This window comes from Spirillospora sp. NPDC048911, assembly GCF_043198015.1.
In the GTDB taxonomy this organism is placed as follows: domain Bacteria; phylum Actinomycetota; class Actinomycetes; order Streptosporangiales; family Streptosporangiaceae; genus Spirillospora.
In genome coordinates, this window is record NZ_JBICUD010000005.1 from 553,352 (window position 1) to 567,351 (window position 14,000).

The 14,000-nt window shown below is 70.8% G+C and carries 10 protein-coding genes; 3 read left to right on the forward strand and 7 right to left on the reverse strand.

What is annotated here, in order from left to right:
- Positions 1-62: 62 nt before the first annotated feature.
- The 4 genes from ACGFNU_RS25380 to glgX all read right to left on the reverse strand — a co-directional run bounded on the left by ACGFNU_RS25380 (position 63) and on the right by glgX (position 7,274).
- Positions 63-734: a response regulator transcription factor gene (locus ACGFNU_RS25380; RefSeq protein ID WP_151558558.1), complete on the reverse strand. Its 672-nt coding sequence runs from the start codon at positions 732-734 to the stop codon at positions 63-65.
- Between the two features lie 262 nt (positions 735-996).
- Complete coding sequence (gene treZ, locus ACGFNU_RS25385; RefSeq protein WP_392597360.1) at positions 997-2,895, reverse strand: malto-oligosyltrehalose trehalohydrolase; 1,899 nt, start codon at positions 2,893-2,895, stop codon at positions 997-999.
- Between the two features lie 4 nt (positions 2,896-2,899).
- The gene (gene treY / locus ACGFNU_RS25390) at positions 2,900-5,161 is read right to left on the reverse strand and encodes a malto-oligosyltrehalose synthase (RefSeq protein ID WP_392597361.1); all 2,262 of its coding nucleotides are present in this window, start codon (positions 5,159-5,161) and stop codon (positions 2,900-2,902) included.
- On the reverse strand, positions 5,154-7,274 hold the full coding sequence (gene glgX, locus ACGFNU_RS25395) for a glycogen debranching protein GlgX (RefSeq protein WP_392597362.1): 2,121 nt from the start codon (positions 7,272-7,274) through the stop codon (positions 5,154-5,156). Before glgX ends, treY begins: the two co-directional genes overlap by 8 nt.
- A 166-nt stretch (positions 7,275-7,440) precedes the next feature.
- Here glgX and ACGFNU_RS25400 point away from each other — a divergent pair, with 166 nt between their 5' ends.
- Together ACGFNU_RS25400 and bfr are read left to right on the forward strand one after the other, a co-directional pair.
- Positions 7,441-7,749: a bacterioferritin-associated ferredoxin gene (locus ACGFNU_RS25400; RefSeq protein WP_392597364.1), complete on the forward strand. Its 309-nt coding sequence runs from the start codon at positions 7,441-7,443 to the stop codon at positions 7,747-7,749.
- Positions 7,750-7,855: 106 nt separating this feature from the next.
- Positions 7,856-8,353, forward strand: a complete 498-nt coding sequence (gene bfr / locus ACGFNU_RS25405; RefSeq protein ID WP_392597366.1) for a bacterioferritin — start codon at positions 7,856-7,858, stop codon at positions 8,351-8,353.
- A gap of 183 nt (positions 8,354-8,536) precedes the next feature.
- On the opposite strand, the gene ACGFNU_RS25410 is transcribed toward bfr, so the two are convergent.
- Together ACGFNU_RS25410 and ACGFNU_RS25415 are read right to left on the reverse strand one after the other, a co-directional pair.
- A complete protein-coding gene (locus ACGFNU_RS25410) occupies positions 8,537-9,526 on the reverse strand; it encodes an adenylate/guanylate cyclase domain-containing protein (protein WP_392597368.1) in 990 nt (329 codons plus the stop codon).
- Between the two features lie 105 nt (positions 9,527-9,631).
- Complete coding sequence (locus tag ACGFNU_RS25415) at positions 9,632-10,477, reverse strand: biotin--[acetyl-CoA-carboxylase] ligase (RefSeq protein WP_392597369.1); 846 nt, start codon at positions 10,475-10,477, stop codon at positions 9,632-9,634.
- 89 nt (positions 10,478-10,566) lie between these two features.
- Here ACGFNU_RS25415 and ACGFNU_RS25420 point away from each other — a divergent pair, with 89 nt between their 5' ends.
- On the forward strand, positions 10,567-11,346 hold the full coding sequence (locus tag ACGFNU_RS25420; RefSeq protein WP_392597370.1) for an enoyl-CoA hydratase/isomerase family protein: 780 nt from the start codon (positions 10,567-10,569) through the stop codon (positions 11,344-11,346).
- Here ACGFNU_RS25420 and ACGFNU_RS25425 read toward each other — a convergent pair whose 3' ends face one another.
- Positions 11,347-13,995, reverse strand: coding sequence for a phosphoenolpyruvate carboxylase (locus ACGFNU_RS25425; RefSeq protein ID WP_392597754.1), 2,649 nt, complete (start codon positions 13,993-13,995; stop codon positions 11,347-11,349).
- Between the last annotated feature and the right edge of the window lie 5 nt (positions 13,996-14,000).

Sequence of the window (14,000 nt, forward strand, 5' to 3'; positions counted from 1 at the left end):
GTCCTGCACCCTCACCGCTTACGGCGGCTCGGTGCAGGACTGCTGGACCATGTCGGATCGTGCTAGTCGCCCCGCTCGAACCGGAACCCGACACCCCGCACGGTCGTGATGTAGCGCGGGCTGCCGGCGTCGTCGCCGAGCTTGCGGCGCAGCCAGGAGATGTGCATGTCGAGCGTCTTGGTGGAGCCCCACCAGTTGGTGTCCCACACCTCGCGCATGATCTGTTCGCGGGTCACCACCTTGCCGGCGTCCCGGACGAGCACGCGCAGCAGGTCGAACTCCTTGGTGGTCAGCTGGAGTTCCTGGTCGCCCATCCAGGCCCGGCGCGACTCGGCGTCGATCCGCACCCCCTGGACGATCGGGGTCTCGGTGCTGCCGCGGCGCAGCAGGGCCCGGACCCGGGCGAGCAGCTCGGCCAGCCGGAACGGCTTGGTGACGTAGTCGTCGGCGCCGGCGTCCAGGCCGACGACCGTGTCCACCTCGTCGGCCCGGGCGGTCAAGATGAGGATGGGCACCCCGTGGCCCTCCGAACGGACCCGGCGTGCCACCTCGAGCCCGTCGAGCTCGGGCAATCCAAGGTCGAGGACAATGAGGTCCACGCCGCCGCCGAGCGCCCGCTCCAGGGCCTGCGGCCCGTCCGGGCTCACTTCGACGGTGTAGCCCTCCCGCCGCAGCGCGCGGGCGAGAGGCTCGGAGATGGACGTGTCGTCCTCGGCGAGCAGTACTGAGGTCATGGGACCGATCGTATGGCCATTCATGAACGTTTCCTGGCTACCGCCGCGCTCTTGACCTGCGGTTTGCCACTCGTAGTACATCCTCGAATACGCACATACGGCGAAGAAACAGGAGGTAGTCGCCACTCTGGCCCCACCAGACCCCGTGGTTACGACCATGATCGCGGCTGCGATGTCCACCGCCGAGCCCGCCGGACCACGTCCAAATTTGTCGGGAATCGCATTAAACGCTGCGTCACGTCCGCCTTGAGCCAGGTTTCCGTTAAGCGACGATCGCGACCGAGGTGCCGGGCAGGGTCAGCCCCGCTCCGGCGGCTCCCGAGCCCGAACGATCGAGGTGGACGGCGGGATCGGAGGCGAGGATCACCCGCGTGCCGGTGACCGGTGGACGGGCCGCTCCGGTGCCGAGGTTCGCGGCGACGGTGAGCCGGCCCCGGCGGACGACCAGCCAGCGCGCCTCCTCGTCATAGGTGACGCTCATCTCGGCGAGGCGGGGGTCGGTCAGGTCCGGCCAGGTGTGCCGCAGAGCGATCAGGGAACGGTGCCATTCGAGCATCTCGCGGTGCGGGGGCTTGCCCGGCTCCGCCCAGTCGAGGATCGACCGCCGATAAGTATCCACAGCCTGTGGATCGGGAACCTCGTCCGCCCAGCCGTGCCGGCCGAACTCGCGCCGCCGTCCCTCGCTGATCGCACGGCCCAGCTCCGGTTCGGCGTGGTCGGTGAAGTAGCACCAGGGCGTCCCGGCCGCCCATTCCTCCCCCATGAACACCATCGGCGTGAACGGCGACGTCAGCACCAGCGCCGCGCCGATCTTGAGCAGGCCGGCCGGCACGGTGGCGCTGATCCGGTCACCGGTGGCGCGGTTGCCCACCTGGTCGTGATCCTGGAGGTACGCCAGGAAACGGTGGCCGGGGATCCTGTCCACGTCCACGGGACGCCCATGGTGGCGCTCGCGGAACGTCGACCACGTGCCGTCGTGCACGAACACCCGCGTGAGGGCCTTGGCGAGCGTCTCCATCGACCCGAAGTCGGCGTAGTAGCCCTGCGTCTCCCCGGTCAGGGCGGCGTGCAGGGCGTGATGGAAGTCGTCGTTCCACTGCGCGTCGAGCCCGTAGCCGCCCGCCTCCCGGGCGCTGACCAGCCGCGGGTCGTTAAGGTCGGACTCGGCGATCAGGAACAGCTCGCGGCCGAGGCTCGCGCGGAGCCCGTCCACCGCGATCGCCAGCTCCTCCAGGATGTGCACGGCCTGGTCGTCGGCGATGGCGTGCACCGCGTCCAGGCGCAGCCCGTCGATGTGGTGGTCGCGCAGCCACATCAGCGCGTTGCCGACGACGAACGCGCGGACCTCGTCCGCGCCCGCCCGGTCGAAGTTCACCGCGTCGCCCCAGGGCGTGGCGTAGAAGTCGGTGAAGTACGGCCCGTAGCTCGTCAGCCGGTTGCCGCTCGGGCCGAGGTGGTTGTAGACCACGTCGAGCACGACGGCCAGCCCGCGCCCGTGGGCCGCGTCGACGAAGCGTTTGAGCGCGTCCGGACCTCCGTACGGCTCGTGCACCGCCCACAGATGGACGCCGTCGTATCCCCAGCCCTGCTTGCCCGGGAACGAGGCCATCGGCATCAACTCGACGGCGTCCACGCCCAGGGAAACGAGGTGGTCGAGCTTGCCGATGGCGGCGTCGAGTGTGCCCTCCGAGGTGAACGTGCCGACGTGCAACTCGTACAGGACGCTTCCACGCAGCGGCCGTCCCCGCCATCCCTGGTCGGTCCAGGAGAAGCGGTCGTGCTCGTACACCCGGCTCACACCATGCGCCCCGTAGGGCTGCCAGAGCGAACGGGGGTCAGGCAGTACCTCGTCTGCGTCGTCCAGGACGAATCCGTAGTCGGTGCCGTGTCCGGCGTCCGCGATGTCGGCCGTCCAATAACCCGGCTTTCCCGGCACCGGCCGCATCGCATGCCGTTCGAGCCCCTCACCACGACGCACCGCGTCGGCGCCAAGTGCCGCGCCGCCACCGCCAGACCCTGCGCCGCCACCACCGGCCACCTCGCCGCTCGCGACCACTTCGACGCTGCTATCCGTTGCCCCGGTGCCGCCACCAGTCTCGTTGGCTCCGATTGCTACCTGCACTCGGTCGGCGTCCGGTGCCCACACCTCGAAGGTCGTCATTCGCTCACTCACTCGCGGGGAGTCGGTCAGGGATCAGCAGGGCCACCGGCAGCGGATCGAGCACCTCGGAGAGAGGCAGCCGCGGCCCCTGGTGGACCACGCCGGTGAAGACGTCGCGCCAGGCCTCGGCGGCGACCTCGACGGCGGTGCCGCCCCAGCCGCCGCGCCGTTCCAGGCCCGCGGGCAGCCGGGTCACCACGGTCACCGCCTCGCCGCGCCGGAACGCGACCGCGTGATCGGCGGCGGGACCGGCGACGGTCACCGGGTCGTACGCGCCGCCGAACCACTCCGGGTGGTCCCGGCGCACCCGCAGCGTCCGCGCCGTCACCAGGAGCTTCTCGTCGTCGGTGTCGCTCGGGGCGCGGCCGCTGTCGAGACGGGTGAGCCGCGCGCGCCGGCGGCCGTAGTCGACGGGACGCCGGTTGTCGGGATCGACCAGCGCCAGGCCGCTCAGCTCGCAGCCCTGGTAGACGTCCGGCACGCCCGGCATGGTCAGCTGGACGAGCTTCTGCCCGAGGCTGTTGGCATGGGCGTGCGGCGCGAGCCGTCCCACGAAGTCCGTGATGTCCTTGACCAGCCCCGCGTCGGCCAGGACCCGGCGGGCGAACGCGAGGACCGCCTCCTCGTACGCGGGATCACCGTCGACCCAGGACGTGCGGGTCTTGGCCTCGCGCATCGCCTTGGTCAGGAAGCCCGCCAGCCGTTCCTCGGTGATCGGCCAGGCCCCGGCGAGCGTCTGCCACAGCAGGTATTCGAGATCGGGCTCCAGCGGGACGCCCTCCGGATACCAGGTGTGCCAGTGCCGCACGGCCTCGGCCCATGCCTCGGGCAGCTCCGCGAGCACCGCCAGCCGGGCCCGCACGTCCTCCTGCCTCTTGGTGTCGTGCGTGGAGAGCGTCGTCATCGTGGCGGGCCAGTCGCGCGCGATCCGGCGGCAGTACGCGTGGAAGTCGGCGGCGCCCACCGAGAACCGCTCAGGGTCACCGCCCACCTCGTTCAGCGCCGCCATCCGCGACCAGCGGTAGAACGCGGTGTCCTCCACGCCCTTGGCCGCCAGCGGCGCCGACGTCTGCTGGAAGCGCACCGTGAACTCGCCGTCGTCCGAGGTCGGTGATTCCAACCCGAGAACGACTCGGACGACCGTTTCCAACAGTCCGTGCAGTTCGTCAGGCAGGTGTGCCCTCGCTCTGCGAGCCGCCTGTTCCATGACGTGCGCCGCCTGCGCGGGCGCCTCCTCGCCGGGAACCACGTACGCCCGGTAGACCGGCACCGCGATCAGCAACTCGGTCAGCACCCGTTCCAGGGCCTCGGGCGGCTCCGACGGCAGCGTGCGGCACAGCACCTTGTGCAGGCGCACCATCTCGGGACGCAGCGCGTGCTCCGCCACGTACCGCCGCGACGCGTCCTCCACCTCGGCGAACCCGGCCGGTCCCTCGGTGAACGCGACATAGGCGTCGGTCAGGGGCTTCTCCCCGTCAGGGTCGATGAACAGCCCGCCGACCATGCCGAGCGCGTCGTAGCCGGTCGTGCCCGCGCAGCGCCAGTCGCCGGGGAGTTCCTCCTCCCCAGTGGTGATCTTCTCGACCAGCACCCAGGCCGTGGCCGCCCGCGAGCTCAGCCGGTCCAGATAGCCGCGCGGATCGGCCAGCCCATCGGGATGATCGACACGAAGCCCGTCGATGAGCCCTTCGTCCACCAGCCGGAGCGTCAGGTCGTGGGTTCGCTCGAAGACCTCGGGGTCCTCCTGGCGTAGTCCGATCAGGCCGGAGATGTCAAAGAACCGCCGGTAATTGACCTCGCCCTCCCACGGCAGCACGACCCGGCCGCCGCCCGCCTCCCAGTCGATGTCGAACCACTTCGCCCGGGACGAGGACGGCCCCTCCGCCAGCACCGAGGCCAGCGGCCGGTTGAGATCGGCCGGCATCGGCACGGCCATGTGGTTGGGGACGATGTCGACGAGCACCTTGAGGCCGTGCGAACGGAACCGCGCCGCCATGGCCCGGAACCCGTCCTCGCCGCCCAGTTCCGCCGCGAGCCGTTCGTGATCGACGACGTCGTACCCGTGCGTCGATCCGGGCGCCGCCTGCAACACCGGCGACAGGTAGACGTGCGAGACGCCCAGCGCCACGAGATAGGGGGCGAGCGCGGCCGCCTCGCGGAACCCGAACCGCTGCCCGGGCTCGTCGCCGACCCCGCACAGTTGCAGCCGGTACGTGCCGGTGGGGAATTCGTGCGGGCCACTGGGGGGAACGGGGGCCTCAGACACGGCGCAACACCTGCACCGAGCGCTGCTCGACCAGGACCGACTCGCCGGCCTTGACCGCGGCCCCCTGGCCCTCGGCGAGCATCGGATCGGCGGTGTCGATCACCTTGATCCACATCCCGCCGTACCGTCCCGGCGGCAGCGCGAAGTCCAGGTCCTCGTGGTGGGCGTTGAACATCAGCAGGAAGGAGTCGTCGCGGATGTGCTCGCCGCGCCGGCCGGGTTCACTGATCGCGTTGCCGTTCAGGAAGACCTGCATCGACTTGGCGAACCCTGCCGACCAGTCGGAATCGGACATCTGACTGCCTCCTGGGGTGAACCAGACCAGGTCATGCAGTTCCGTCTCCGACCGCATGACGCGCTTGCCCTGGAAGAAACGGCGGCGCCGGAACACCGGGTGCTCGGCGCGCAACCGGGCCAGCCGCTGCACGAAGTCCTGGAGCGGGAAGTGGACGAGCAGGTCGTCCCAGTTGATCCAGGCGAGCTCGTTGTCCTGGCAGTAGGCGTTGTTGTTGCCGCGCTGTGTACGGCCGAGCTCGTCGCCGTGCGACAACATCGGGATGCCCTGGGACAGGAACATGGTCGCGAGCAGGTTGCGCTTCTGCCGTTCGCGCAGGGACAGGACGTCCAGATCCTCGACCATGCCCTCGTAGCCACAGTTCCAGGACCGGTTGTCGTCGGTGCCGTCCCGGTTGGCCTCGCCGTTGGCGTCGTTGTGCTTGACGTTGTAGGAGACGAGGTCGGTGAGCGTGAAGCCGTCGTGGCAGGTCACGAAGTTGATCGAGGCGAACGGCTTGCGGCCGTCGTCGGCGTAGAGGTCGCTCGACCCGGCCAGGCGCGACGCGAACTCGGGCATCATCGCGGGCTGCCCGCGCCAGAAGTCGCGGACGGTGTCGCGGTACTTGCCGTTCCACTCGGTCCACAGCGGCGGGAAGTTGCCGACCTGGTAGCCGCCCTCGCCCACGTCCCACGGCTCGGCGATCAGCTTGACCTGCGAGACCACCGGATCCTGCTGGACGAGATCGAAGAACGCCGACAGCCGGTCGACCTCGTGGAACTGCCGGGCCAGCGTGGCCGCCAGGTCGAACCGGAACCCGTCCACGTGCATCTCGGTGACCCAGTACCGCAGCGAATCCATGATCATCTGAAGCACGTGCGGGCTGCGCATGAGCAGGCTGTTGCCCGTGCCCGTGGTGTCCATGTAGAAGCGCGGATCGTCGTCGACCAGCCGGTAGTACGAGGCGTTGTCGAGCCCGCGGAACGACAGCGTCGGCCCGAGGTGGTTGCCCTCGGCGGTGTGGTTGTAGACGACGTCGAGGATGACCTCGATGCCCGCCTCGTGCAGGGCCTTGACCATCGCCTTGAACTCCAGCACCTGCTCGCCGCGCTGACCGCCGGCGGAGTACTCGTTGTGCGGGGCGAAGAAGCCGATCGTGTTGTAGCCCCAGTAGTTGCGCAGCCCCCGTTTGAGCAGGAAGTCGTCGTGCACGAACTGGTGCACCGGCATGAGCTCGACCGCGGTGACCCCGAGATCCTGGAAATACTTGATCATCACCGGATGGCCGAGCGCCGCGTACGTGCCGCGCAGCTCTTTCGGGATCTCGGGGTGCCGCATCGTGAGGCCCTTCACATGGGCCTCGTAGATCACCGTCTCGTGGTACGAGGTGCGCGGCGGCCGGTCGTCCCCCCAGTCGAAGTAGGGGCTGACCACCACCGACCGCATGGTGTGCGGCGCCGAGTCGAGATCGTTGCGCGACCAGGGATCGCCGAAGTCGTAGCCGAAGCAGGACTCGTGCCAGTCGACCGCGCCCTCGATGGCCAGCGAATACGGATCGACCAGCAGTTTGGCCGGATTGCACCGATGGCCCTCGGCCGGCTCGTACGGCCCGTGCACCCGGTAGCCGTACCGCTGCCCCGGCATGATCCCCGAGAGATAGCCGTGCCAGACGAACGCGTCCACCTCCGGCAGCGGAACGCGCTTCTCAGCGCCTCCCCCGGCATCGAACAGGCAGAGTTCGACCTGGTCGGCGGCCTCCGCGAAGACGGCGAAATTGGTGCCCGCGCCGTCGAAATGGGCCCCCAGCGGATAAGCATCACCAGGCCAGACATCCGCCATGTTCCTTCGCCTTCCGAGCCGGGGGTCCTCGTCGCGAACGGATGCTTCCCCTTGAGGGTTGGCTCACACCGAACGGGAGCCTACTGGCCAGATCGGACATTCCTAGGTACCGTTAGGCTTGCCTAACCTTATTGAGGCTGCCCTAACGAGAGAGGCCCCCCAGCTCATGTACGTCTGCGTCTGCAACGCCGTCACGGAGGACGACGTGCGCGGCTGCATGGCCGACGGTTGCATGACCACCAGGGACGTCAAGACCGCCTGCGGCATGAAGCCGGGTTGCGGCTCCTGCACCAAGCGGCTGTCCGCGATGGTCAGCGAGTACCGGACGGCCAGTGACCTGGTGGACGCCCTCACCGGCGGGCCGCTCCCGCTGGAGATCGTTCAGGAGCAGCCGGACAAGCCTCTCGCACCACCGGTTCCGGTGGCCGCGACGGAGCTCGCCCAGAGAGGAAACACCGCCACGACCGCCGCCTGAGAGCCCAGCCGCAGGGCACCCGTTCGGGGAACGTGATCGAGAAGACACGCGCCGGACGGGCCCCAGTGCTGTCCACAGGGCCTCCGACATGGAAGCATGGGGCGATATGGAAGGCGACAAGGACATCATCGCGCTGCTCAACGAGCAGCTCACCGCGGAGCTCACCGCGATCAACCAGTACTTCCTGCACGCGAAGATGCAGGACAACTGGGGCTTCACCCGCCTGGCCAAGCACACCCGCGAAGAATCCATCGAAGAGATGAAGCACGCGGAGCGCCTGACGGACCGCATTCTCTTCCTCGAGGGACTGCCGAACTACCAGAAGCTCAACACCCTCAAGATCGGCCAGACCGTCGTCGAGACGCTGAAGGCCGACCTGGAGCTGGAGCTGGAGGCGGTCACCCGGCTGCGCCCCGGCATCGAGCTCATGCGCTCCCGCGGCGACGTCACCTCGGCCCGGATCTTCGAGGACATCCTCGCCAACGAGGAGGAGCACGTCGACTATCTCGAGACCGAGCTGGCCCTGGTCCAGTCCCTCGGCGAGCAGAACTACCTGCTCCGCCTCACCGAAGGCCCCGGCGAGAGCATCTCCGAGCCTGTCTAGTCTCAATCGCTTTCGCGGCCCCGGGCCCTCGCCTGGCGGCTCGTTCCAGCTCAGGTAGCGCGTTCGCGGCGACACTCGGCCTTGCCGGTTACGTGGGACGACAGCCGAGCTCCATGGGCGATGAGCCACCCTCGCTTCGGCCCCTTGCCACCAATGGTGGCAAGGGGCCTCTGCTTGGGCGGGTCATGGGGCTCGGCGGAGGACGAATGGCTGGATGATTCCGAGGCCTCGGACGGGGCGGCGGACTATGCGGGTGATCTCGAACGCGGGGTCGTCGGTCAGTTCGGTGGCGAGGGCGTCGTCGATCACGACCGAGCCGGGGCGGGCGAGTGAGGTGAGGCGGGCGGCCAGGTTGACCGTGGTGCCGAAGACGTCGCCCATCAGGGGGAGGACGGGGCCGTAGGCCACGCCCACACGGACGTCGGGGACCTCGGTCTCGTCCTTGATCGCTTCGGCGATGGTGAGGGCGATCTCGCCGCCGAGGCGGGGCGAGTCGGCGCTGAAGAGCACCTCGTCGCCGAGGGTCTTGACCAGGCGGCCGCCGCTGGCGGCGACGATGTCGGCGGCGGTCTCCTCGAACCGCTCGACCACGCGGGCGAGTTCGAGCTCTTCGAGTTCGCGGCTCATCTGGGTGAACGAGACCATGTCCGCGAAGCCGACCGTGGTCTGCTGGCGCGCGGTGGACGACCCGTCCCGGGTGGCGACCGAGGCCATCGCGCGGGTGCCCGCGGCGGCCAGCTGGCGGCGCCAGGCGTGCACGACGAGGGGCTCGAAGTCGTCGATGTGCTTCTCGGCGATCTCGACGAGGGTCCGGACGGCGTCGTTGCCGGGGGGTTCCTGCGGATCGCTGCTGATCATGCTGCTCAGCAGGTTGACCTGCCATTCGGCGAGCCGGGTCATGGTCTGGCCGAACGCCCGGACGAGCCGGATCACGCCGTCCTCGTCGAGCACGCCGTCGTCCATGAGGCGCCTGATGCGGGTGAGCGCCGCGACGTCGCCCTCGGTGTAGGCGATGGCCTCGTCCGGCATGGAGGGATAGCCGAAAGCCCGCCAGAGGCGGGCCGAGAACTCCTTCGTCACGCCCGACAGGCGGACGGCGTCGACCCGGGTGTAGCGCAGCGCGCCGCCGAGCAGGAGTTCCTCGATCTCCTTCGGGTCTGGCAACTCGGCCATCTCCCTGCACCTCCTCCCCCGCGACATATCGTGGCAGATTAGACATCACTGGGGCATCGGTGTCCGAAACCCCACCTGCCGTTCACATGCCGTCAACCTCCATGTTCACCGCACATGCACCACGTCCCCGGCGCTCACCGGGCGGTCGCCGACGACCAGGCGGCCGGCCCCGTCGACGTCGCTCGCCACGCCGCTCAGCGTCTCGTCGCCGGGGAGGTCGATCCGGACCGTCCGGCCGAGCGTGGCGCAGAGATCCTTGTAAGCGGTGCGCAGCCCGCTGGTCTCCGGATCGCCGCCCAGCTCCGTCCATTCGCGGTACCAGCCCTCGAAATGGCGCAGGATCGCGCGGAGCAGCGGCGCCCGGTCGCTGAGGGGCGCGCCCTCGATCGCCAGGGAGGTGGCGGTGGGCACGGGCAGCTCGTCCTCGCGGAGGCCCACGTTGAGCCCGACGCCCACGACCACGGCGTCGTCCACCTTCTCGGCCAGGATCCCGGCGAGCTTGCGTTCGCCGACGAGCAGGTCGTTCGGCCATTTCAGGCGGACGTCCACGGCGACATCGCCGCGCGCCTCGCCGAAGTGGCCGGCCTCGACCCGCGCGGTCATCCGCCGTACGGCCGAGGCCACCGCCACCCCGGTCAGCAGCGGAATCCAGCCCAGCCGTTCGACGGGCAGGGCGGGCCGCAACAACATCGAGAACATCAGGCCCGACCGCGCGGGCGCCGTCCACTGCCGGCCCTGCCGGCCCCGGCCGGCCGTCTGCAGCTCGGTGGCCAGCACCGTCCCCGCCGGGGCGCCCTCGCGCGCCGCCGCCGCGAGGTCGGCGTTGGTGGACCCGGTCTCGGCCACCACGCGGACGTCCCGCCAGAGCCCGCCGGCCCTGACGAGCGCGCGCCCCAGCGCCGTCTCGTGCAGCGGCGGCCGTTCAAGATCGCCATACGCTGACTCGTTCACCCGTCTATCCAACCCCACGGCCGGTTTGCGGCGATGCGCCGCCCCTCCCCCGATGGCGGGCGGCCGAGGGCGTGCCTAGAGTGGCTGGCGTGGATGGAGTGACGCTGCGGCGCGACGACCAGAACGACCATGTCGCCGAGATCGTGCTGGACCGGCCGGAGGCGCTGAACGCGCTGTCGACGGCGATGGCGCGGCGGCTGGCCGATGTCTGCGCGGAGATCGCGTCCGAACGTTCGGTGCGGGCGGTCGTGCTGAGCGCGGCGGGTGAGAAGGCCTTCTGCGTCGGGGCTGACCTCAAGGAACGCAACTCCATGAGCGACGACGAGCTCATGGCACAGCGCCCGGTGTTCCGAGCCGCGTTCGGTGGGGTGCTGGGCCTGCCGCAGCCGGTCGTGGCCGCGGTGCACGGCTACACGCTCGGCGGCGGCTGCGAGTTCGCGCTGTCCTGCGACCTGATCGTGGCCGACGAGACCGCGGTGTTCGGGCTGCCCGAGGTGGGGGTGGGCCTGGTGCCGGGCGGTGGCGGCACGCAGCTGGCGACGCGGCGGCTCGGGCCCGGCCGGGCGGCCGATCTGGTGCTGACCGGCCGCCGGCTGAGCATCGACGAGGCGGAGTCGTACGGGCTGGTCGACCGGCGCGTCCCGGCCGGCACGGCCCGCGAGGCGGCGCTGACGCTGGCCGGAGTGATCGCGCGCAACTCCCCGGCCGCCGTCCGGGCCGCCAAACGCGCCATGCGCCTGGGCGCGGGCAAGGATCTCCCCTCGGCGCTGGACCTGGAGGAGAACGCCTGGCGCACGGTCGCGTTCTCGCCCGACCGCCGCGAGGGCATCGCCGCGTTCAACGAGAAGCGCCCGCCGAACTGGCCCTGATCAGCCCGTGTTCTGGAGGCCCGCCGCCACGCCGTTCACCGAGAGGAGCAGCAGCTCTTCGAGGCGGCCGCGTTCTGCCTCGTCGGTGACGCCGTCCCGCAGGGCGGACAGGGCGCGGAGCTGGAGGTGCGAGAGCGCGTCCACGTACGGGTTGCGCAGCTCGACCGCCCGCGACAGCACCTTGCGGTTCTCCAGCAGGCGCTGGTGTCCGGTGACGGCGAGAACGAGCGATCGCGTGCGGTCGTACTCGGCGAGGACGGTCTCGGCCATCTCGGGACGCCCGCCGAGCGCGAGATAGCGCTCGGCGATGGCACGGTCGGACTTGGCCAGGCTCATCTCGGCGTTGTCGAGCAGGGTGGCGAACAGCGGCCACGCCTCGTACGCCTCCTGGAGCTCGGCCAGGTCCGCGCCGTCGCCCGAGACGGCCGCGAGCCCGCTGCCCAGGCCGTACCAGCCGGGCAGGTTGACGCGGGTCTGCGTCCAGGCGAACACCCACGGGATGGCGCGCAGGTCCTCCAGGCCGCGGGCGGCCTTGCGCCGGGCCGGGCGGGAGCCGATGCGCAGCTCGGCGATCTCCTCCAGCGGGCTGACGCGGGCGAACCACTCCGCGAACCCCTCGGTCTCGATCAGCGTGCGGAACGCGGTGCGGGCGGCGTCGCTGATCTTGTCGGCGAGCGGCCGGAACCGGGCGGCGGCCTCGCGGGCACGGTCCTGCACGGCGTCGGTGGACGCCAGCAGCACGGCGTTGGTGACCTGCTCGACGTGCCGGCGGGCGATCTGCGGGTGCCCGTACCGGGCGAAGATGACCTCGCCCTGCTCGGTGACCTTGAACCGGCCCGCGACCGAGCCCGGCGCCTGGGCCAGGATCGCCCGGTTGGCGGGCCCGCCGCCGCGGCCGAGCGAGCCGCCCCGGCCATGGAACATGGTCAGCTTGACGTCGTTGCGGGCCGCCCAGGCGGTCAGCGCCTCCTGCGTGTCGTAGAGCCGCAGGGTGGCGCTCGTCGGGCCGAGCTGCTTGGCCGAGTCGGAGTAGCCGAGCATGACCTCCAGGCGCCGCCCGGTGCCGTCCAGCCGCCGCTGCACGGCGGGGATCGCCAGCATGCCCTCGAGGACGGCGGGCGCCCGCTCCAGGTCCTCGCCGGTCTCGAAGAGCGGGATCACATCGAGCACGGGCGCGTGGTCGCCGAGCGAGGCCGCCAGCTCGTGGACGTTGGCGATGTCCTGCTCGGAACGGGTGAACGAGACGACGTAGCGGCTGCAGGCCCGCACGCCGAAGCGCTGCTGGATCCACGCCACCACGCGCAGGGTGTCGAGGATCTCCTCGGTCATCTCGCTGCGCTCGCCGCCGCCCTTGAGCTCGGCGAGAGCCTTCTCGTGGAGCTCGCTGTGCTGGCGGATCTCCAGCTCGGCCAGGTGGAAGCCGAACGTCTCGACCTGCCAGATGAGGTCCTGGACCTTGCCGTACGCCTGGCGCTCGGCCTTGGCCTCGACCAGGGAGTCCTGGACGAGGCGCAGGTCGGCGAGCAGGTCGTCGGGGGTCGCGTAGGCCAGGTCGGCGTCGCGGCGGCGGGTCGCGGCGATCCGTTCCGCCGCGTACAGCAGGAACTGCCGGTGCGGCTCCTCCGGCGACCGCTTGGCGATCTCGCCGATCCGGCCGGGCTGGCCCGTCCGCGCCGCCGCGAGCGCGGTGCGGAGCATGGCCGAGGCCGGCGTGGTCGACTCGTGCGCGGTCAGCTCGCGGCCGATCCGGACGCAGGCGCTCTCCAGGCCGAGCAGCACGTGGTCCGCCTGGATCATCATGGCCTTCTGGGTGACCTGCGCGGTCACGTACGGGTTGCCGTCGCGGTCGCCGCCGATCCAGCTGCCGAACCGCAGGTAGGCGGGGGCCACCGGCGGGCGGGCCCCGGTGTCGGGCGCCATCGCGGCGTCCAGCGTCCGGTAGATGTGCGGGACGACCCGGAAGATCGTCTCGTCGAAGGCCGCCATCGCCGTCCGGACCTCGTCGAGGGGGTCCATCTGCAGGTGGCGGCGGAGGGCCGTGCGCCAGAGCAGGTCGATCTCCTCGCGCAGCCGCCGTTCGAGCTCGGCCTCCTCGCTCGTGCCGGGCCCGGCGTTCAGCCGCGCCAGCAGGTCGCTGATCCGCTGGATGGCGGTGACGACCGCGCGCCGGCGGGCCTCGGTGGGATGCGCGGTGAAGACCGGCCGGAACTCCAGCCCGGCCACCGCCTCGTAGACCCGCGTGTCGGGGTCGTCGGCCCCCTCGGATCCGCCGGGTGCGCCGGGAGCGCCGGGAGCGCCGGCCCGCGCGGACCGGAGGGCCTCGACCGCGGCCTCGACCGAGCTGCGCACCGGCTCGGCGTCGCGGGTGTCGCGGTCGCGGAGGGTGCGGATGCGGTGGTGCTCCTCGGCCAGGTTGGTGAGGTGGAAATACACGGTGAACGCCCGCGCGACCTGCTCGGCACGTTCCAGCGACCAGCCGTCGACGAGGGCCGCCACGTCCTCGATGCCGGTCTCGCCGCGGCGGGCCGCGATCACGGCGTGCCGCAGCCGCTCGACGTCGTCGAGCAACTCCTGGCCGCCGTCCTCGACCAGGCTGTCGCCGAGCATGGCGCCCAGCAGCCGGACATCGCGGCGGAGCGGTTCGGGCATGTCCT